Source organism: Acidobacteriota bacterium (assembly GCA_020845575.1).
GTDB lineage: Bacteria > Acidobacteriota > Vicinamibacteria > Vicinamibacterales > Vicinamibacteraceae > Luteitalea.
In genome coordinates this window covers 1-19683 of sequence record JADLFL010000059.1, presented here as the reverse complement: position 1 = coordinate 19683, position 19683 = coordinate 1, and the positions used below count along the sequence as shown (strand labels likewise).

Here is a 19683-nt window from a genome sequence, read left to right as displayed (position 1 = left end):
GCGCCGCGCGACGGCCGCGTCGTCGCCGCGCCTCTCGTACACGATGAAAGTCTGGCCAGGTTCTCCTTATCCGCTCGGCGCCACGTGGGATGGTATCGGCGTCAACTTCGCCCTGTTCTCGGAACACGCCACGGGCGTGGACCTCTGTCTCTTCGACTCGCCGTACGCGGGCCGCGAGTCGCACAGGATCCCGCTGCGGGAGCGCACCGACCAGGTCTGGCACAGCTATCTGCCTGAAGCGAAGCCGGGGCAGTTGTACGGCTATCGCGTGCACGGACCGCACGACCTGCGCGCGGGCCATCGCTTCAATCCCGCGAAGCTCCTCTTCGATCCGTACGGCAAGGCCGTGGGGCGCAACGTGCGCTGGCACGACAGCATGTTCGGTTTCACGATCGGGTCTCCAGACAGCCGGGACGACCGGGACAACGCGGCGTACGCGCCGCTGGCGGCGGTGGTCGACCAGTCGTTCACGTGGGGCGACGACCGCCCGTTGAAGCGGCCCTGGCACGAGACGATCATCTACGAGCTGCACGTCCGCGGCTTCACGAAGCGCCATCCCGGAGTCCCAGAGGAACTCCGCGGCAGTTATCTCGGCCTCGCGTCCGAGGCCGCGATCGAGCACTTGCTGGATCTCGGCGTGACGGCCGTCGAGCTGCTGCCGGTGCACCACCACATCGACGACTGGCATCTCGTCAAGGCGGGGCTCTCCAACTACTGGGGCTACAACACGCTCGCGTTCCTCGCGCCGGAACTGCGCTACTCGGTGGGCCGCTCACCCTACGGCTCGGTGCGCGAGTTCAAGACGATGGTGCGGACGCGGCACGCGGCGGGTCTCGAGGTCATCCTCGACGTGGTCTACACCCACACGGCCGAAGGCAGTCACCTCGGTCCCACGCTGTCGCTCCGTGGCATCGACAACGTCTCGTACTACAGGCTCACGCCCGGCGATCGGCGCTACTACGAGGACTTCACGGGCACGGGCAACACGCTGAACATGCAGAGCCCGCGCGTGCTGCAGCTCATCATGGACAGCCTGCGGTACTGGGTGCTCGAGATGCACGTGGACGGCTTCCGGTTCGACCTGGCGAGTGCGCTCGCGCGCGAACTGCACGCGGTGGACAAGTTGGGTGCGTTCTTCGACATCATCCATCAGGACCCCGTGCTGTCGCAGGTAAAGCTGATCGCCGAGCCCTGGGATCTCGGCGAGGGCGGGTATCAGGTCGGCAACTTCCCCGTCGGCTGGACCGAGTGGAACGGCCGCTATCGCGACTCGGTGCGGCGTTTCTGGCGCGGCGACGGCGGGCAGGTCTCCGAGTTCGCGACGCGTCTGTCCGGGAGCAGCGATCTCTACGAACACACGGGGCGCCTGCCGAGCGCGAGCATCAACTTCGTCACGTGTCACGACGGGTTCACGCTCAACGACCTGGTCACCTACGAGATCAAGCGCAACGACGCCAACGGCGAAGACAATCGCGACGGCGAATCGAACAACCTCTCGATGAACATGGGAGCGGAGGGGCCGACGACCGACCCCGTCGTCAACGCGGCACGCGTCACACAGCGCCGCAACTTCATGGCCACGCTCCTGCTGTCGCAGGGCGTGCCGATGATCTGCGGCGGCGACGAGATGGGGCGGACGCAGAAGGGCAACAACAACGCCTACTGCCAGGACAACGACATCAGCTGGGTGGACTGGGACATCACCGAGAGCGATCGGGAGTTCCTGGACTTCACCCGCATGCTGATCGCGAAGCGCCAGACGCATCCCGTGCTGCGGCGGCAGCGGTTCTTCCAGGGGCGGCCCCTGCGCGGCGCAGGGGTGAAGGATCTGGCGTGGTTCGATCCCTCGGGCGTGGAGATGAACGACTCGATGTGGTCGGCCCCGCACGTCCGCACGATCGGCGTCCTGCTCAACGGCACCGCGATGGACGAGATCGACCGACGCGGCCAGCCCGTCCTGGACGACACGCTGCTCGTGTTGCTCAACGCCGACGAGGACGCGTGCACGTTCACGCTGCCTGCCGCGCCGAGCGGTCTGCCGTGGACGCTCGTCTTCGACACCAGCATCACGACCGCACCCGGCGAGCTCGCCGCCCAGCCCCTCACGTACGAGGTGGCCGGGCGATCCGTCGTGCTGCTGCGCACCGACGAGCCAGGTCACGCCCCCGTCCGGTAAACTCGATCCATCTCATCTCCGGCCCCGCGCCGGCTCGTGCACGTCAGCCCGACCGTACCGGTTGCGGCAGGCGTGCACGTCGCATTTCAGGTGACATGGACGAACTCACGCACGGAACTCCCATCGACTGGTACAAGGACGCCGTCATCTATCAGGTCCACGTGCGGACCTTCTTGGACGGCAACGGCGACGGGATCGGTGACTTCGCAGGCCTGATCTCCAGACTCGACTACATCCAGCGCCTCGGCGTCGACACGCTGTGGCTCCTCCCCTTCTATCCGTCGCCGCTCCGGGACGATGGGTACGACATCGCGCACTACCAGAGCGTGCACCCCGCGTACGGCACGCTGCGCGACGTGCGCCGCTTCCTGCGTGAGGCCCGCGCGCGACGGCTGCGCGTCATCACCGAACTGGTGATGAACCACACGTCCGACCAGCACCCGTGGTTCCAGGCCGCACGACAGGCCCCGCCGGGATCCCCGGCACGCGACTTCTACGTGTGGCACGACTCGACGAGCAGGTACGAGGACACGCGCATCATCTTCAGCGACACGGAAGCGTCCAACTGGACGTGGGATCCCGTGGCGCGGGCGTACTACTGGCACCGGTTCTACCACCATCAGCCAGACCTCAACTACGACAACCCGCGCGTGCTGCGCGCGATGCTGCGCGTGATGCGGTTCTGGCTCGATCTCGGCGTCGACGGCTTCCGCCTCGACGCGATCCCGTACCTCATCGAGCGTGAAGGCACGTCGTGCGAGAGCCTGCCGGAGACGCACGCCATCATCAGGCAGGTCCGGCGCTTCCTCGACACGGAGTATCCGGGACGCGCGCTGCTGGCCGAGGCGAATCAGTGGCCTGCCGACGTGAGCGCGTACTTCGGCGCGGGCGACGAGTGCCACATGGCGTTCCACTTCCCGCTGATGCCGCGCCTGTACATGGCGCTGCAGCGCGAAGACCGCGAGCCGATCGTCGAGATCCTGCGGCAGACGCCAGACATCCCCGACCTCTGCCAGTGGGCGCTGTTCCTGCGCAACCACGACGAACTGACGCTCGAGATGGTGACCGACGAGGAGCGCGAGTCGATGTGGCGCGCGTTCGCCGAGGACCCGCGCATGCGGATCAACGCGGGCATCCGCAGACGGCTCGCGCCACTGCTCGGCGGCGACAGGCGTCGCGTGGAACTGCTGACGGTCCTGCTGCTGTCTCTGCCGGGCACGCCCGTCGTGTATTACGGCGACGAGATCGGGATGGGCGACAACATCTACCTCTCGGATCGCTACGGCGTCCGCACGCCGATGCAGTGGACGGGCGATCGCAACGCCGGCTTCTCGACCGCCGATCCGCAGCGGCTCTGCGCGCCGCTCGTGATGGACGCGGTGTTCGGGTATCAGGCCGTCAGCGTCGAGGCACAGGAACGGACGCCCTCGTCGCTCCTGCACTGGACGCGACGCATGATCGCCGCACGCCAGACCAGACGCACGTTCGGCCGCGGTCTCGTCGAGTTTCCCGAGACGGGCAATCGTCGCGTGCTCGCGTTCACCCGCACGCTCGGCGACGAGCGCGTCCTCGTTGTCGCCAACCTGTCTGCCGACGTACAGGCGGCGCAAATAGAAATCGCCACCGGCCCGACGGAATCGATGGTAGGACCGGCTTCGGTGGTAGGGCCGGCTCTCCGAGCCCGGCGATCCACCAACGTGCGCGTGCCCGTGGAGATACTCGGCGGCACGCGCCTGCCGTCGGTCGCCGATGGCACACTCCCTGTCACCCTTGCGCCATTCGGCTGGTACTGGCTCGACCTCGTCGAGGCTTCGGATCCACGCGCAAGAAGCGAGGCCGCCGACGAGCAGCGCCGCCATCCCCTTCCGGATCTGCTCGTGAGTGACAGGTGGAGCACGGTCCTGGACGGTCCCGTCCGCGCGATCCTCGAGCGGCGCTATCTGCTGCCATACCTTCAGCGTCAGCCCTGGTATCGCGCACCTGGCGCACAGGTCCGTGCGGTGCGCGTGGCCGCGCATGCCGTCGCGCGCGACGGGACCGAGCCGGTGGTGCTCGTGGCCGTCGACGTGGAAGGCGAAGTGGATACCTACAGGTTCGGCCTGACCCTGACGTTCACGGCCGGCGCGCGCGGCGAAGAGGTGCTCGACACGCACCCGGATCTGGTGCTCGCGCGCATCGGCGGGGCGCGGACGGGCGTGCTGCACGAAGTCGTCGAGGCGGACGCGGCTCGCGTGCTGATGCGCGCGCTGACCGAGGGTGCGCGATTCACGGGTCAGGGCGGCACCTTCGACGCGGCATCGCGCGGCCCTGTCGTGCTTGCCGACCACGAGCCGTACGAGGCCCTGCCGACGACACTGGCGCAGACGGTCATCGCGTGCGGCGCGGCCGCGGAGTTGAAGATCCGGCGACGCCTGCTGCCAGGACGCTCGTACGAACACACACTGATGGCCGCACTGGCCGACGATCTCGACGTCGACCTGCCTGCCGTGTACGCGGGCATCGACCTGCTCACGCCCGACGGCGCGCGCTGGCCGTTCGTGCTGCTCCGGTCGCGCGTCCCGTACCCGGAGGACGGGTGGCAGCGCGCCGAAGCCCTCGCCAGGCAATGGATCGGCGAGCCGCGGTCGCTCGATGCCGCACCCGATCCGTTCGTGTGGTTGATCGAAGAGCGTGACGCACCGCCGTTGGACGGCGACCCCTTGCGCGATCTCGAACCGATGATGCGCGCGATGGGCCATGGCGTGGCGCGCACGCACGTCGCCATCGAGCGGTCGACCGCCGCCGACACGGCGACGACGACTGACGCGCCCGTGACGTCGCACGATCGCGACCTGGCCGATGCCGCGCTCGCCGCGGCGAGCGGCGTACCGAACTCGGTGCGCAGCCGATGGGCCACGCTGCTCGGCAGCGATGCCGCCCGACACGTGCTGGACTCACGTCAGGTCCTCGGCGCGCTGGCGCGCTGGCGGTGGGCAGGCCACGCCCCGATCCCCATCGATCCCGACGACAGCACGCCGGGCCTGCACAGCGGCGGCGCCGATCCGGGCGAGCGCGACATCGCCGCGCTGTCTGCCGATCTCGCCTACGTGGCGCTCACGGTCCTGCCTGCCGTCGACGACGCTCCGGCCCCCATCGCCGCGGCGCGCGCGTGGTGGGCCGTGGCGACATGGAGTCTCGTGCGCGGCTGGCAGGAAGGCCTTGCCGCTGAAGGACGGTCGGCGCCAGAGCCGGCCGTCCTCGTCGCACGACTGCGGGCGGGACTGCTCTGGCGGTTGCTCGTCGACGCGGCGAGCGCCGGGCACGCGCGGCGGGAACAGGCCACGCGCATGCTCGCCGACCTCGCCGCGCGCAGCACGGGAGCGAGCCGATGAGCGCGCGGTGGCAGCCGGCGTTCGGACCGCGTCTGCACAGGATCGAAGGGGCCGGGCACCGGGCACCGGGCATCGGGCATCGGATCGAAGGGACGAGGCCCCGGGCACCGGGCACCGCAGAGACCACGGGCGCGACGTTCCGCGTCTGCGCGCCCGACGCCGCGTCGGTCTCCGTGGTGATGAGCACCGGCGACGTCCACCAGATGACGCGACGCGAGGGCGACGTGTTCGAGGCGCACGTCATCGGTGCGCGCGCCGGCGATCGCTACATGCTCGGTCGCGACGAGACGCACACGTGGCCCGACCCGTGCAGCCACTGGCAACCCGACGGCGTGCATGGTCCATCGATGCTCGTCGACCCTGATGCGTTCGCATGGACTGACGCGTCGTGGACGGGGGTCGCACGCCCTCGCCTCGCGATCTACGAACTGCACGTAGGGACCTTCACCAGCGAGGGGACATTCGCTGCCGCGACGGCGAAGCTGCCGGAACTCGCCGCACTCGGCGTGACGGCCATCGAGCTGATGCCGATCGCCGCGTTTCCAGGCACGAGGAACTGGGGCTACGACGGCGGGGCGCTCTTCGCGCCGTCGGAGCGCTACGGCCATCCTGACGATCTGCGCCGTCTCGTCGATCGCGCGCACGCGCTCGGTCTGGCGGTCCTGCTCGACGTCGTCTACAACCATCTGGGTCCCGACGGTGCCTATCTCGCGGCGTGGATGCCCACCATCTTCCACAGCAGCACGTCGCCATGGGGCCGGGCCATCAATCTCGATGGCCCGGGCAGCACCGACGTGCGCCGGCTCCTGTGCGACAACGCGCTCCACTGGCTCATCGAGTACCACATGGATGGATTGAGGCTCGACGCCACGCACGCGCTCGTGGACACCAGTCCCGAGCATCTGCTGGCGCAGCTGGCGCGCGAAGTCGCTGCGTGCATCTCCGATCGCGAGGTCCACCTCATCGCCGAGGACGAGCGCAACCTGAACACGCTGCTGCATCCCGTCTCGCGCGGTGGCGCAGGGATGACGGGCGTCTGGACCGACGACTTCCATCACGCGGTACGCCGCCATCTCGCCGGCGATCGCGACGCGTGGTTCGCCGATTTCACGGGAGACATCGGCGAGATCGCGACGGCCGTCCGCGACGGGTGGGTGTTCACCGGCCAGTACGCGTCGCACTTCGGCGGCGCACGCGGCACACCGCCGCACGACGTGCCCATCGAAGCCGCTGTCATCTGCCTGCAGGACCACGACCAGATCGGTAACAGGGCGTTCGGCGATCGCCTGCATCACGGGATCGACATCGCCGCGTGGCTTGCCGCGTCGGCCCTGCTCCTGACGGCGCCTGAGACGCCACTCCTCTTCATGGGGCAGGAATGGGCAGCGTCGACGCCGTTCCTGTACTTCACCGATCACGAGCCAGGGCTCGGGCGTCAGGTGATCGACGGACGCCGGCGCGAGTTCAGGCGATTCGCGGCGTTCGCGAGCGACCTGGCCAGTGCGCGGATCCCGAGTCCACAGGACATCGCGACGTGGCGGGCCAGCGTGCTCGACTGGACCGAGCCTGCGAAGCCGATCCACGCACACGTGCTGGCGGAGACGACGGCGCTGCTGGGGATCCGCGCCGCGCACCTGTCGATGCCCCGCGACAGGACGTCGATCCGCTGCGACGTGGTCGGGCCGCGGGCGCTGTGTCTCGCGCAACCGAGCGCGTGCGGCGGACACCTGGTCACCATCGTCGACTTCTCCGACACGCCCGCGCGATTCGTGCCGTGGCCGCGCAACGTGGCGGGACGCGAGGTTCGCCTTCTCCATGCCACGGCGTCCACCGCGGCGCCGCGGGCCACCAGCGTGAGTGTCGAGGGCGACGCGATCGCGATCGATGCACCGTCAGCACCGTATGCCGTGGTGCTTCACACCGCAGGAGTGTCGTCGTGAGCCTCACGCACGCCGCATGGACACCCACGAGCACGTACAGGCTCCAGCTCGGACCGTCGGTCACCTTCGCGCACGCCGAAGCCCTCGTTCCGTACCTCGCGTCGCTGGGCGTTGGTGCGCTGTATCTCTCTCCGATGCTGGAGGCGAGACCCGGCAGCACGCACGGCTACGACATCTGCAAACACGGCGCGCTCAATCCGGATCTCGGCACCGACGACGATCTCGTACGTCTCGCGAGCACCGCACATCGTCACGGTCTGCGACTGCTCGCCGACATCGTCCCCAACCATGTCGGCGTGGATCCACAGGCCAACCCGTGGTGGCGTGAGGTGCTGGAGAACGGCCCGTGCTCGATGTACGCCGGGTACTTCGACATCGACTGGGAACCGATCACGCCGCACCTGCACCAGAAGGTACTGCTACCGATTCTCGGCGATCAGTACGGCGCGGTGCTCGAGCGCGGCGAGCTTCAGGTCGCGTTCGACGATGGCCGCCTGCTGCTGCGGTACGTCGACACCGTGCTGCCGATCAATCCGCGGCAGGCGCCCATCGCGCTGCGGCATGCCGAGCCGCACCTGCGCGCAACGTTCGGCGACGCGCATCCGGCCGTGCTCGAGTTCCTGAGCATCATCGAAGGACTGAGCAACCTGCCGCCCTACACGGACACGCAGTCCGATCGCATCGCGACTCGCGCGAGAGAGAAGGAGGTGCTGCGGGGCCGCCTTGCACGGCTCGTCGCTGACACGCCTGTCGTCCTCGACGCCATCGAAGGCGCGCTCAGGCACGTGAACGGCCGTCCCGGTCATCCGGAATCGTTCGACGACCTCCACATGCTGCTCGAGGCACAGCCTTACCGGCTCGCGTCGTGGCGAACGGCCGTCGACGAGATCAACTATCGCCGCTTCTTCGACGTCAACGACCTTGCCGCCGTATGCGTCGAGCACGACGACGTGTTCGACGCCACGCACGTCCTCGTCGAACGCTGGCTGCGCGAAGGCATCGTGCACGGGCTGCGCGTCGATCATCCCGACGGCCTGCTCGATCCGCCGGCATACTTCGAGCGGCTTCAGGCGCTGGCGCGGATCGCCACGGCGCGCACGGCGCCGATCTACACCGTTGCGGAGAAGATCCTCTCCAACGGCGAACGGCTGCGGCCCGACTGGGAGGTACACGGGACGACGGGCTATGCGTTCCTGTCCGACGTGAACGGGCTCTTCCTCGATCCTGCCGGCATGCGTCAGCTGCAACGTCTCCACGCGCGCGTCACCGGTCTGCGCGATCCGCTGCACGAGATCGTGTACGAGTCGAAGAAGCTGATCATGAACACGACGATGTCGAGCGAGCTCGGCGTGTTGACCGACGCGCTTGCCCGCATCGCGCGATCGGACAGGCGCACGCGCGACTTCACGCAGAACAGCCTTCGGGAACTGCTCATCGAATACGTCGCGTGCATCCCCGTCTACAGGACGTACGTCGGTCCGCGAGGGTGGACGCCCGAAGACGGGATCATCATCGACAGGACCATCGCCGAGGCGCGGCGACGCAACCCCGCGACGGAGCGATCGCTCTTCACGTTCCTGCGCGCGGTGCTGCTTTCGGAGCGCGAAGAGACCGCTGACGGCAGCGACAACGACGGGATGCACGAGCGCCGTCTCGCGTTCGCGATGAAGCTGCAGCAGTACACGGGTCCGGTGCAGGCCAAGGGCGTCGAAGACACCGCGTTCTATCGTCACAACGTGCTCGTCTCCACAACGGAGGTCGGCGGCGAGCCCGCGCGGGCGGCGCGCGACGTGGAGGAGTTCCACACGCGCATGGCCTCTCGCGTCGCCGACACGCCGCTGACGATGACGACGCTGACGACGCATGACACGAAGCTCGGCGAGGACGTGCGTGCGCGCCTCAACGTGCTGTCGGAGTTGCCCGATCCCTGGCGGGAGACGCTCGGTCGTGTGCTGCGCGCAACGTCACACCTGCGCGTGCGGCTTGCCGATACGTGGGCACCCGATCGCAGCGATGAGTATCGATGCCTCCAGATCCTCGTCGGATGCTGGCCGCCCGATGTGCCCGTCGCGGCGCCAGCACCAGAGGCGCTCGTCGAACGGTTGCAGACGTACATGACCAAGGCGATCCGTGAAGCCAAGCGGCACACCAGTTGGCTGACGCCCAATGAGGCGTACGAAACCGGCATGCTCGCGTACGTCGAAGGCCTGCTGCGAGGGCCTGGCTCGAAGCGCGCGCTCGCGGCGCTGCGTCCGCTCATGACGCGCGTGATGCGACATGGCGTGAGCAACGCACTCGCGCAGACCGCCATCAAGCTGACGGCGCCCGGCATGCCCGATACGTATCAGGGCACCGAGGAGTGGGCACTCCACCTCGTCGATCCCGACAACAGGGGCCCTGTCGATTTCGACGGGCTCGCAACGCGTCTCGCACACGTAACGGCGGCGCAGCAGGCCAGCACGTTCGGCCCGGATCGGCTCGCCGCGTGGCTCGACACCTGGCAGGACGGCGATATCAAGCGGCACGTGGTGTCCACGCTATTGCGGGCACGGCGCGCGGATCCCGAGCTGTGGCTGCAGGGCGGCTACCAACCGCTCCTCGCCGAGACATCCGTCGATGCGACAGCGATGGCTTACGCACGTGTGGCGTCAGCCGATCGCTGGGCCATCGTCATCGCGGGGACGCGCACGGCGCGACTGCATGGAGACTGGCCCGTCGGCGCCGCCTGGGCAACCTCGCGCGTCGTACTGTCGCCATCGGCGCCCTCAGGCGCGTGGCGCGATCTTCTGACAGGCACGGAACACCGCCCCGTGGAGTCAGCAACGGAACGCTGGCTCTTCCTCGCCCAGACGCTACAGTCCGTCCCCGTCTCGGTGCTCGTCCCCTTGGCGCGTCCTCCCGCCTGCACCCATGCGCATTCCCTGTCCAGCCAGCGACGATGACGCCACCAGGGCACGTCATCCTGCCTGGCAGGACCGGCGCTCCGCCCTTCGGCAAGCGCAGGGCGACCTGATCGCAGTCGAAGGTCGAGCCAGGCCCGCTCAATACGCCCAGCGCAGCAGGACTGATCCGGCAGTGAAGCCGGCGCCGACCGAGGCCATGAGCACGAGGTCGCCCTTCTTCAGGCGGCCGTCCTTCACGGCGTCGTGCAGCGCCAGCGGGATGGTGGCGGCCGTCGTGTTGCCGTACTCCTGGATGTTGATGACGACCCTCTCGCGCGGGACGCCGACGCGTTCCGCCGTGTTCTCGATGATGCGCTTGTTGGCCTGGTGCGACACGAACAGGTCGATGTCGTCGGGGCCGATCCCGTTGCGCTCGAGGAGGCGCCGGCAGATCTCCTCGTTCTTGCGGACCGCGAAACGAAAGACGGTCTGACCGTCCTGGTGGACGTAGTGCTGGCGGTTGTCGACAGTCTCGTGCGACGCCGGCAGGCGCGATCCACCCGCCGGCATGCACAGTGCAGGACCGCCGCTGCCGTCCACTTCATGCACGAAGTCGATGATCCCGAGACCCGGTCCCGGCGCGGCCGAGACGACGGCCGCACCCGCACCATCGCCGAACAGCACGCACGTCGTCCGATCGGTGTAGTCGATGATGCTCGACATCACGTCGGCGCCGATCACGAGCGCGTGCCGCGCCACACCGCTGCTCACGAAGCCCGCCGCCGTCGTCAGCGCATACGTGAATCCTGAACACGCGGCACCGAGATCGAACCCCCACGCGCGCGTCGCGCCGATCTTGTCCTGCACGAGGCACGCCGTACTCGGAAACATGGTGTCAGGCGTCGTCGTGCCGACGACGATGAAGTCGATGTCTTCGGGTCCGATGGCCGCCTTGGCGATGGCCTCGCGCGCGGCTTGGGCCGCGAGATCGGACGTGGCCACACCCGGATCGACGATGTGGCGCTTGCGGATGCCGGTGCGCTGGAGGATCCACTCGTCGCTGGTCTCGACCATCTTCTCGAGATCGGCGTTGGTCAGCGTGCGCGGCGGCAGGTACGTGGCCAGGCCGCTGATGCAGGGTTGGATCGTCGGCCGTCCGCCGCTGAACACTCCATGCGGCTGAGCCGCTGGTTGGGTCACCACAGGCGCGTGTCCTTTCCGGGCTCCTCGAGCCCGAAGAACTCGTACGCGCGTCGCGTCACCATGCGGCCGCGGGGCGTGCGTTCGAGGAAGCCCACCTGCATGAGGAAGGGCTCGTAGATGTCTTCGATGGCGTCGCGTTCCTCGCCGAGTGCCGCCGCGAGCGTGTTGACGCCCACGGGCCCGCCGTCGAACTTCTCGATGATCGCCCGCAGGAGCCGGCGATCGACCTCGTCGAAGCCATGTGCGTCAACTTCGAGCAGCGTCAGCGCCGCGCGCGCCACGTCGAGAGTCACCGACCCGTCGGCCCGCACCTGCGCGTAGTCGCGCACGCGACGCAACAAGCGATTCGCGATGCGCGGCGTGCCGCGCGACCGACGGGCCACTTCCGCGGCGGCCTCGGAATCCATCGTCACGCCGAGGATGCGCGCCGAGCGCGACACGATCTCGATCATGTCCGCCTCGGCGTAGTAGTCGAGACGATGAACGAGACCGAACCGGCTGCGCAGGGGAGCCGTCAGCAATCCAGTACGAGTCGTCGCAGCGACGAGCGTGAACGGCTGCACGGGCACCTTCACCGACCGCGCCCCAGGGCCCTGCCCGATGACGATGTCGAGTTCGTAGTCCTCCATCGCGGGATAGAGGATCTCCTCGATCGCGGGAGACAGCCTGTGGATCTCGTCGATGAACAGCACCTCGTGGCGCTGCAGGGTCGTGAGGATCGCGGCGAGGTCGCCAGGACGTTCGATCACGGGTCCTGACGACGCCTTCATCGACACGCCGAGTTCGTTGGCGATCACGTGTGCCAGCGTCGTCTTGCCGAGTCCGGGAGGGCCGGAGACGAGCACGTGATCGAGCGCCTCGTCCCGCTGTCGCGCCGCGGCGATGGCCACCTGGAGGTTCTCGCGCACGCGATCCTGGCCGATGTACGCATCGAGCGTCCGGGGACGCAGGCCCGCTTCGTACTGCGCCTCATCGTCTGTGACGCGTCCGCTGAGCACGCGCGGATCGGGCATGTCGCGCTCGGCCGTCATGCGCGCGCCAGCCTGCCGAGCGCCTGCCGCAGGGCCTCGTCGAACGACGCCGACGGTTGCGCCTTCAGGACGTCACCAACGGCCTTCTCGACCGTCGGACGCGGGTAACCGAGATTGACGAGCGCCGACAGCAGGTCGGCGCGAACGGCGCCTCCGGGCGTCGCGGCGTCCTGCGCGACGGGCATCGCTGCGGGCAGTCGATCGCGCAGCTCGAGGACGATGCGCTCGGCGGTCTTGCGCCCGATGCCTGGGATGGCGGTGAGGCGTGCGGGTTCGTTGCCCTGCACCGCCGCCACGAGATCGCCGGGCGCGACACCCGACAGCACGGCAAGCGCCACCTTCGGGCCGATGCCGCTCACCGAGATGAGCCGCTCGAAGATCTGCTGTTCGAGGGCCGTGAGGAATCCGAAGAGCGCGATCTGCTCCTCGCGGACGTGCGTGTGGATGCGCAGCACGACGTCGGCATCGACGTCGCCGAGGCGGCCGTATGTGGACAGCGGCACCTGCACGTCGTAGCCGACACCGCTCACATCCACGATCACTCGCGCCGGCTGTTTCTCCATCAGCCGTCCACGCAGCGCAGCAATCACCGGTGCTCCAGGTCTTCGGGGCGCATCTGCCGCCAGCTCGTGACGCGCCGCCCGCGCGCGAACGGCGAGGCGTCGACGTGCGAGAGCTGACGCGACGAGGTGTGCGCGTGACAGATGGCCACGGCGAGGGCGTCCGAGGCGTCGTAGGGTCGCGGGGGCGCCGCGAGACCGAGCAGCATGGTGACCATCTGCTGCACCTGCGCCTTCTCCGCGCGGCCGAAGCCGACGACGGCGCGCTTCACTTCCGCCGGTGCGTACTCCACGATGGGCACGCCCTGCTGCCTGGCGGCCAGCAGCAGCACGCCGCGCGCGTGCGCGAGCGCGAAGGCGCTGCGGGTGTTCAGGCCGTGGAACAGACTCTCGATGGCCACGCAGTCGGGCCTTGACGCGGCCAGTCGATCGGCGAGCTCGTGGTGCAGGATCTGGAGTCGCTCCGGGAAGTCGCGCCCTGCCGGCGGCACGATGGCGCCACTGCAGACGAGCGCCCAGCAGCTGCCGCTGGACTCGATGCAGCCGTACCCCGTGCGCACCGATCCGGGATCGATCCCGAAGATCCTCATGCCATCGAGGCCTCGATCTCCTTCTCCTCGATGTCGAAGTTCGACCACACCTGCTTGACGTCGTCGTGGTCGTCGAGCGCGTCCATCAGCTTCAGCATCTGCTGCGCCGTCTTGCCCTCGAGCTTGATCGTGTTCTTCGGCAGCATCGCCATGGCCTGCGCCGTGGACGGTTCCACGCCGAGCTGCTTCACGGCGTCGAGCACGGCTTCATAGCCAGAGATGTCCGTCGTGATGCCCCACGTGTCGCCATCGTCGGCCATGTCATCGGCGCCGGCGTCGAGCACCGCGCCCATCAACGCCTCTTCGGCGGCGGCGGTCTTGTCGACCACGATGTAGCCCTTGCGATCGAACATCCACGCCACGCTGTTGGTCTCGCCGAGGCTGCCGCCGAACTTGGTCAGCATGTGCCGCAGCTCGCCCACGGTGCGGTTGCGGTTGTCGGTGAGGGTCTCGACGATGACGGCCGCACCGCCGGGGCCGTAGCCCTCGTAGGTGATCTCCTCGTAGTTGACGCCGTCTTCCTCGCCCGTGCCGCGCCGGATCGCCCGCGCGATGTTGTCGTTGGGCATGTTGACGGACTTGGCTTCCGCGATCACGGTGCGGAGCCGCGGGTTCATCGCCGGATCGCCTCCGCCGCTACGTGCCGCGACGGACAGTTCCTTGATGATGCGCGTGAAGATCTTGCCGCGCTTGGCGTCGAGCGCGCCCTTCTTGTGCTTGATGGTGTGCCATTTCGAGTGGCCGGACATCGCGTGGAACTCCTCGGCAGAACGTCGTAGAACCGTGGGATTTTAGCACGTCGGCTTGCGGGCGATGAGCAGCCAGACGTCGGCCCGGCGGTCCCAGGGAGTGCCTCTGTAGTCGCCCAGGACGGCCTCCACCTGGAAGCCTGCTCGCTCCAGTCGGGCCGCAATCGCCGGAAGCGGCAGCGTCCTGAAGCGAATCGTGAACGGCGTCACCCGACGCGCCTTGCCGCGGCCCTCGATGTACTCCTGCTCGAAGGTGGTGACGCCCCTGTCGCGGTCCTGCCTGACCGTCTCGCGGAGGGTGATGGGCAGGCCGCGGGGACCTGCCGGGCTGAAGAACACGACTTTCCTCGTGTACTCCCGCCAACGCGGAACGTCGGGCACGAGGTCCACGCCGAGGACGCCGCCCGGTTCGAGCACGCGCCAGGCCTCGCGGATGGTGCGTCCCAGCACCACGTCGCTGAGGAGCGACTGCAGCATGCCGTACGGCGCCATGACGAGCCTGAAGCGCTCATCGGCGAACGGCAATCGCGTGATGTCGCCGCGGGCGAGGGGCGGTCGCGTGGTGCGGGATCGTCGCGCACGCGGTCCGACGCGCTGCAGCATCTCCGCCGCGCGATCCACGCCGACGATGGGGATGCCCTGGCGATGGAGCGGCACCGTCAGTCGGCCCGTACCGCTGCCGAGTTCGAGTACGCGCCCGCCCGTCTGCGTGGCGAGCTGGCGCCAGAACCCCACATCCCGCCGCCCCATCGTCCGCGCGTTCTCCCAGTCGTAGAACGGCGCGTACGCCCCCCATCCTTCATGGCCCGATGGCATCGCGTCAGTGTAGCTGTCGCCACCCTCTCCGCTGCTACGCAGCTACGGAGGGCGGGCACGGGCCGTCCCTACGGAACGGCAACGGGCAACCGGTCAGCGGCTGGGGCGCTGCGCCAACGTGGCGATGAGGAGGGCGTGCTGCACTTCGACGAAGGCGGCACCCTGGGCGTCGGCCTCGCGCCTGTACTCCTTCACGGCGTCGAGGAGGCGATGGCCGTCCGCTTCGCGGCCCGGCGTGGCAGCGAGCGCTGTGGCGGCGCGCTCGCGTGCCTCCCACACGCCGGGCGGCGGCGCGCCAAGCCTCGATTCGGAGACGGGCAGGGCCTCCACGGAGAGGGGTTCCATGCCCGCGTCGCGCAGCCACGGTGCCACGTGGACACCCAGGCGCGACGGCGCACCTGCCACACGCGCGACGTGCCAGCCACCGAGCGTTTCCGTGGCCGCGACGAAAGCTCTCTCACCGGCAGGCGTGCCACTGAACCAGTACCGTGCCTCGTGGTCGGGCTCGACGACGAGGATGCGGCCGCCGGGCCTCACGAGCGCGGCCAGTGTGGCGACGGCGGCTTCCGGATCTCGCAGGTGCTGCAGGACTCCGATGCACAGCACCGCGTTGGCACTCGCCGGCGCGACAGGCAGCGCGCGCAGATCGCCCGCAACGGCATGGACGCGCACGTCCACGTCTCCGGCGAGCTCGCGCGTGTGCCGCGCTCGGGCCTCGATCACGTCGAGCGACACGACGTCGAGACCCGGCGTGGCCAGCGCGAGCGCGACATCGATCTCGCCGTTGCCGCAGCCCACGTGGATGAAGCGCTCGCCCGGATCGCACCGCAGATGGCGGCTCACCCACTGCGTCCATCGCGTGGTCCACCAGCGATCGCGGAGGTGCTTGAGGGTGTAGGAGGTGAGCGCGTCGATGTCGCGAGACATCAGTGCGCGGCCTTGTCGGGGGCCGGTGCCGAGGCGTAGAAGTCCTCGATGAAACGATGACCGTACGCGTCGAGCAGCGCGTTGACGCGATCGGGCGTCGCGGCGCGCACGATGAGGCCCGCGTGATGCGCCATGTCGATACGGTGCACGATCTCCGGGTCGACGTACGCCGACGTGTCGGGGTGCTCCTGCCGTGCGAGCGAGAGCACGAGGCCCGCGTAGTCGTCGGTGTGCGGAGGCACGTCGTAGTGGCCGTGCTCGCCGGCGATCTCGACCTTCGCCCATTCGCACCAGAGATTCAGCCCCGTCGCGGCGGCGATGACGTCCACGATGAAGGCGCCGCCCACGCGCGACGCCGTCTCGAGGAAGTAGAACCGGCCGTCGGCGTCTGCCCTGATGAACTCGGTGTGCGTCACGCCGCGGACGAGCCCGAGCGTGTCGAGGAGGTGGCGATTGAGCTCGTCGAGTTCACGCGCCTCGTCAGACGCCCTGTCGAGCGAGCTCGTGGTGAAGACACCACCATGGTGCGCCACGGTCCAGGGCGGCGATCCATAGCGATGCGACGCCGTGAACAGCACCTCGCGATGCGAGACGATGGCGTCGACGTGGAAGATGTCTCCCGGCACGAACTGCTCGATGAGCGAGAAGGCCCGCATGTCGCCGAGATCGTCGATGTACCGCCACGCCTCATCGCGCGTGGTGGCCTTGCGGATGCCGATGGCGGCGGCCTGCGATCGCGGCTTCACCAGCCACGGGCCGGGCACGTGATCGAGGAAATCGTTCACGTCCGCGTCGTTGAAGAGTGGCGTGAAGGGCGGCACCAGGATGCCGTGATCGTGCGCCTTGATGCGCATCGCGAGCTTGTCGCGGAAGTAGCGCGCCGTGGTCTCGCCCATGCCCGGAACGCGCAGGTGCTCGCGAATCAGCGCGGCGGTCTCGACGTCGAAATCGTCGAGCGCCACGATGCGATCGAAGCGGTGCGTGCGCGCCACATGGCTCACGCCCTTGAGCAGGTCCTCGCGGGAGATGTCGACAGGGATGGCGAAGAGCTCGTCGATCGCCTCGCGCGGCCAGCTTGCGGCGTGCTGCAGCGCGTCGGTGGTGAGCAGCAGCACGGTACACCCCTGCCGCTTGCACTCGCGCAGGAAGTCGGCGCCCTTCTCGTAGGTCGCGACACAAAGGACCGTCAACGGCTCGGATGCAGTCATGACGTGCAGCGCATCTTAGTTCACGTCGCCCGGGAACGGTCCGGGCAGCGGGTCAATCGAGCGCGGCGAGTTCGCCAGGCACGATCGGGCGCGTGCGTGGCAGACGGCCCTTGTAGGCCAGGCCGCCCATGAAGGCCAGCGTGCCGATGAACGCCGCGAGCTTGAACGTGTCCGGCACGGGTCCCTTCGGGAGTGTGAGATACAGCAGCCAGAGCACGGGCTGCGCCACGGAGACGGCCCAGACGGTGCCGTAGAAGTAGCGCCGCTCGCGTCCTTCGCCAGCCGTGGACGGTCTCACGCGGGGAAGATGACCGGCCAGGCCGGCGATCCAGATCGAGCCCGCGATCGGGAAGTACGCGTACCGGTAGATCTCCTTCAGCATCCACGTGCCCGTGGCGATCGCCACGACGAGCCCCGCGATGTTGAGTACCGCGAACGCGACGGCTTCACCCCAGGCGAAGGAGTAGCACACGCGGCGATACGGCGGGTTCGGACGATCTTCGGTGAACCTGATGATGTACGGCGCCGGTTCACAGCCAGGCAGGCGTCCGCGTGCGAACGCGATGCCGGTGGCCACGAGCACGGCGCCGAGCCACAGGATCATCCGCCGATCGAAGCCGCGTTCGAACAGATCGAAGGTCAGCGGTCCCGGTGCGATGAAGAAGACGAAGATCCAGAGCGGCCAGTGCAGCCATCGGTAGTAGAGCTTGTTCCGGGTGCGAACCTTCCGTTCTGTGTCGAGCTCGACGGGTATCCGATGGGACACGGCGTCAGAGAGTATACGGTGGCGTCACGGGCCGGAACGGTCGCCAGGGCGCGGGTACGTGCGCGCCAGCAGCGCGTCCCACACCCGGTCAGGCACCAGGGCGCGCAACGTCATGAACACCGTCGCCGACCAGCCGACCCGATACCGCGGACGCGGGTCCATCGTCGTCAGCGCTTCTTCGATCGTCGCCGCCACCTCATCAGCCGTCGCCGTCAGCCGCCCGACCGGCCCCTTCTCGTACGACTCGCGCGTGATCCGCTCGACTTCCGACGTGAAGTGGCCATATGGACCAGACGCGCCGGACTCCAGCGCCTCCACGTGCGCCGTGACGGTCTTCGTGAAGGCTGTCCGCACCAGACCAGGCTGGATCAGGACCACCTTGATCCCGAACCCGGCCGTCTCGAAGCGCAGCGCGTCGGTCAGCGCCTCGAGCGCGTGCTTGGTGGCGTGATAGAAGCCGCTGCCCGGGAAGGTGAGCCGGCCGCCCATTGATCCAATCGTGACGATGCGGCCGCAGCGGCGCGCGCGCATGCCCGGCAGGACCAGCTGCGTGAGGCGCACGAGGCCGAAGACATTCGTCTCGAACTGTGCCCGTACGCGCGACAGGGGGACCATCTCGAACGCGCCCGACTGGCTGTAGCCCGCGTTGTTGACGAGCGCACCGATGCCACCGGCCTCGCGCGTCACGTGTTCCACGGCGGCCTGCATCGCCGCTTCGTCGGTGACATCCAGGGCGAGCACGTGACACCCCGCGGCTTTCAGATGGTCGAGTGTGCGCACGTCGCGCGCCGTGGCGTACACCCGCCAGTCGCGCGCCCGCAGACGCAGCGCCGTCGCGTGCCCGATGCCCGACGAGCAGCCGGTGATGAGGACGACGCGGGAAACGGAACCAGGCGACATACGCTACGGAACACAAAAAAGCCCCGAGCATCTTCCGATGCCCGAGGCTTCGATATATCCCCGGCAGTGACCTACTCTCCCACAGACCTGCGCCTGCAGTACCATCGGCGGTGGAGGGCTTAACTTCCGTGTTCGGAATGGGAACGGGTGTGACCCCTCCCCTATGGCCACCGGGAAACTTGTTGGCGGCCGGCACCGGACTCATCCGGTACCGAGCCCTCGACGACATTCGTCGTCCGAGGTGCGCACGCCTGGGGCCCCAACATCCGTGAAGGGCATGACGTGCAGCCGCGCATCTCGTTGTAAAAGAACCCCGCCGTAGCGGCCAAAGGCCGCGTGGGCGGACAACTGAATATCCTGCAAACGGTAGTGTTTACTCGACGACACCGCAGAGGGTGAAGTTATGGTCAAGCCTCACGGCCGATTAGTACCAGTCAGCTGAGGATGTCGCCACCCTTACACACCTGGCCTATCACCTGGTGGTCTACCAGGGGCCTTCAGGGACTTGCGTCCAGGGAGATCTCATCTCGTGGAGGGTTTCACGCTTAGATGCTTTCAGCGTTT

At 68.3% G+C, this 19683-nt stretch carries 14 protein-coding genes and 2 rRNA genes; 4 read left to right on the top strand and 12 right to left on the bottom strand.

The genetic code is table 11. From position 1 onward, the window contains the following. Nucleotides 1-43: 43 nt before the first annotated feature. The 4 genes from glgX to treY all read left to right on the top strand — a co-directional run bounded on the left by glgX (nucleotide 44) and on the right by treY (nucleotide 10429). Complete coding sequence (gene glgX / locus IT182_16745) at nucleotides 44-2176, top strand: glycogen debranching protein GlgX (protein ID MCC6164997.1); 2133 nt, start codon at nucleotides 44-46, stop codon at nucleotides 2174-2176. Nucleotides 2177-2271: 95 nt separating this feature from the next. Further along, a complete protein-coding gene (gene treS / locus IT182_16740) occupies nucleotides 2272-5547 on the top strand; it encodes a maltose alpha-D-glucosyltransferase (protein MCC6164996.1) in 3276 nt (1091 codons plus the stop codon). Continuing rightward, nucleotides 5544-7487: a malto-oligosyltrehalose trehalohydrolase gene (treZ, locus tag IT182_16735; protein ID MCC6164995.1), complete on the top strand. Its 1944-nt coding sequence runs from the start codon at nucleotides 5544-5546 to the stop codon at nucleotides 7485-7487. Before treS ends, treZ begins: the two co-directional genes overlap by 4 nt. Next, nucleotides 7484-10429 (top strand): malto-oligosyltrehalose synthase, encoded by a 2946-nt coding sequence (gene treY, locus IT182_16730; GenBank protein ID MCC6164994.1) that lies wholly within the window; start codon nucleotides 7484-7486, stop codon nucleotides 10427-10429. The genes treZ and treY overlap by 4 nt, the downstream gene beginning before the upstream one ends. Nucleotides 10430-10528: 99 nt before the next feature. Here the strand turns inward: treY and IT182_16725 are convergent, their stop codons facing one another. From IT182_16725 to IT182_16670, 12 genes are all read right to left on the bottom strand, one after another. Then, on the bottom strand, nucleotides 10529-11539 hold the full coding sequence (locus IT182_16725; GenBank protein ID MCC6164993.1) for a ketoacyl-ACP synthase III: 1011 nt from the start codon (nucleotides 11537-11539) through the stop codon (nucleotides 10529-10531). Nucleotides 11540-11565: 26 nt separating this feature from the next. After that, the gene (ruvB, locus tag IT182_16720) at nucleotides 11566-12585 is read right to left on the bottom strand and encodes a Holliday junction branch migration DNA helicase RuvB (protein ID MCC6164992.1); all 1020 of its coding nucleotides are present in this window, start codon (nucleotides 12583-12585) and stop codon (nucleotides 11566-11568) included. Between the two features lie 14 nt (nucleotides 12586-12599). Continuing rightward, complete coding sequence (gene ruvA, locus IT182_16715; GenBank protein ID MCC6164991.1) at nucleotides 12600-13166, bottom strand: Holliday junction branch migration protein RuvA; 567 nt, start codon at nucleotides 13164-13166, stop codon at nucleotides 12600-12602. Between the two features lie 23 nt (nucleotides 13167-13189). Beyond that, on the bottom strand, nucleotides 13190-13753 hold the full coding sequence (gene ruvC / locus IT182_16710) for a crossover junction endodeoxyribonuclease RuvC (protein MCC6164990.1): 564 nt from the start codon (nucleotides 13751-13753) through the stop codon (nucleotides 13190-13192). After that, the gene (locus IT182_16705) at nucleotides 13750-14502 is read right to left on the bottom strand and encodes a YebC/PmpR family DNA-binding transcriptional regulator (GenBank protein ID MCC6164989.1); all 753 of its coding nucleotides are present in this window, start codon (nucleotides 14500-14502) and stop codon (nucleotides 13750-13752) included. Before IT182_16705 ends, ruvC begins: the two co-directional genes overlap by 4 nt. Nucleotides 14503-14544: 42 nt before the next feature. After that, complete coding sequence (locus tag IT182_16700) at nucleotides 14545-15318, bottom strand: class I SAM-dependent methyltransferase (GenBank protein ID MCC6164988.1); 774 nt, start codon at nucleotides 15316-15318, stop codon at nucleotides 14545-14547. 93 nt (nucleotides 15319-15411) lie between these two features. Then, the gene (locus tag IT182_16695; GenBank protein MCC6164987.1) at nucleotides 15412-16245 is read right to left on the bottom strand and encodes a methyltransferase domain-containing protein; all 834 of its coding nucleotides are present in this window, start codon (nucleotides 16243-16245) and stop codon (nucleotides 15412-15414) included. Next, nucleotides 16245-17453: an ATPase gene (locus tag IT182_16690; protein ID MCC6164986.1), complete on the bottom strand. Its 1209-nt coding sequence runs from the start codon at nucleotides 17451-17453 to the stop codon at nucleotides 16245-16247. The genes IT182_16695 and IT182_16690 overlap by 1 nt, the downstream gene beginning before the upstream one ends. Before the next feature lie 52 nt (nucleotides 17454-17505). Then, on the bottom strand, nucleotides 17506-18219 hold the full coding sequence (locus tag IT182_16685; protein MCC6164985.1) for a hypothetical protein: 714 nt from the start codon (nucleotides 18217-18219) through the stop codon (nucleotides 17506-17508). A 24-nt stretch (nucleotides 18220-18243) separates the two neighbouring features. Continuing rightward, nucleotides 18244-19119 carry an SDR family NAD(P)-dependent oxidoreductase gene (locus IT182_16680; GenBank protein MCC6164984.1) on the bottom strand — a complete coding sequence of 292 codons (876 nt, stop codon included), beginning with the start codon at nucleotides 19117-19119 and terminating at the stop codon, nucleotides 18244-18246. A gap of 58 nt (nucleotides 19120-19177) precedes the next feature. Beyond that, nucleotides 19178-19294, bottom strand: a 5S ribosomal RNA gene (gene rrf, locus IT182_16675). Between the two features lie 228 nt (nucleotides 19295-19522). Continuing rightward, nucleotides 19523-19683, bottom strand: a 23S ribosomal RNA gene (locus IT182_16670); the annotation flags it as partial.

Excerpts from the sequence above, each read along its gene's own strand:
- ruvB (MCC6164992.1), bottom strand. The coding sequence starts at position 12,585 with ATGCCCGATCCGCGCGTGCTCAGCGGACGCGTCACAGACGATGAGGCG.
- IT182_16690 (MCC6164986.1), bottom strand. The coding sequence starts at position 17,453 with ATGACTGCATCCGAGCCGTTGACGGTCCTTTGTGTCGCGACCTACGAG.
- IT182_16680 (MCC6164984.1), bottom strand. The coding sequence starts at position 19,119 with ATGTCGCCTGGTTCCGTTTCCCGCGTCGTCCTCATCACCGGCTGCTCG.
- IT182_16700 (MCC6164988.1), bottom strand. The coding sequence starts at position 15,318 with ATGCCATCGGGCCATGAAGGATGGGGGGCGTACGCGCCGTTCTACGAC.
- treS (MCC6164996.1), top strand. The coding sequence starts at position 2,272 with ATGGACGAACTCACGCACGGAACTCCCATCGACTGGTACAAGGACGCC.
- glgX (MCC6164997.1), top strand. The coding sequence starts at position 44 with ATGAAAGTCTGGCCAGGTTCTCCTTATCCGCTCGGCGCCACGTGGGAT.
- IT182_16695 (MCC6164987.1), bottom strand. The coding sequence starts at position 16,245 with ATGTCTCGCGACATCGACGCGCTCACCTCCTACACCCTCAAGCACCTC.
- treZ (MCC6164995.1), top strand. The coding sequence starts at position 5,544 with ATGAGCGCGCGGTGGCAGCCGGCGTTCGGACCGCGTCTGCACAGGATC.
- IT182_16705 (MCC6164989.1), bottom strand. The coding sequence starts at position 14,502 with ATGTCCGGCCACTCGAAATGGCACACCATCAAGCACAAGAAGGGCGCG.
- ruvC (MCC6164990.1), bottom strand. The coding sequence starts at position 13,753 with ATGAGGATCTTCGGGATCGATCCCGGATCGGTGCGCACGGGGTACGGC.
- ruvA (MCC6164991.1), bottom strand. The coding sequence starts at position 13,166 with ATGGAGAAACAGCCGGCGCGAGTGATCGTGGATGTGAGCGGTGTCGGC.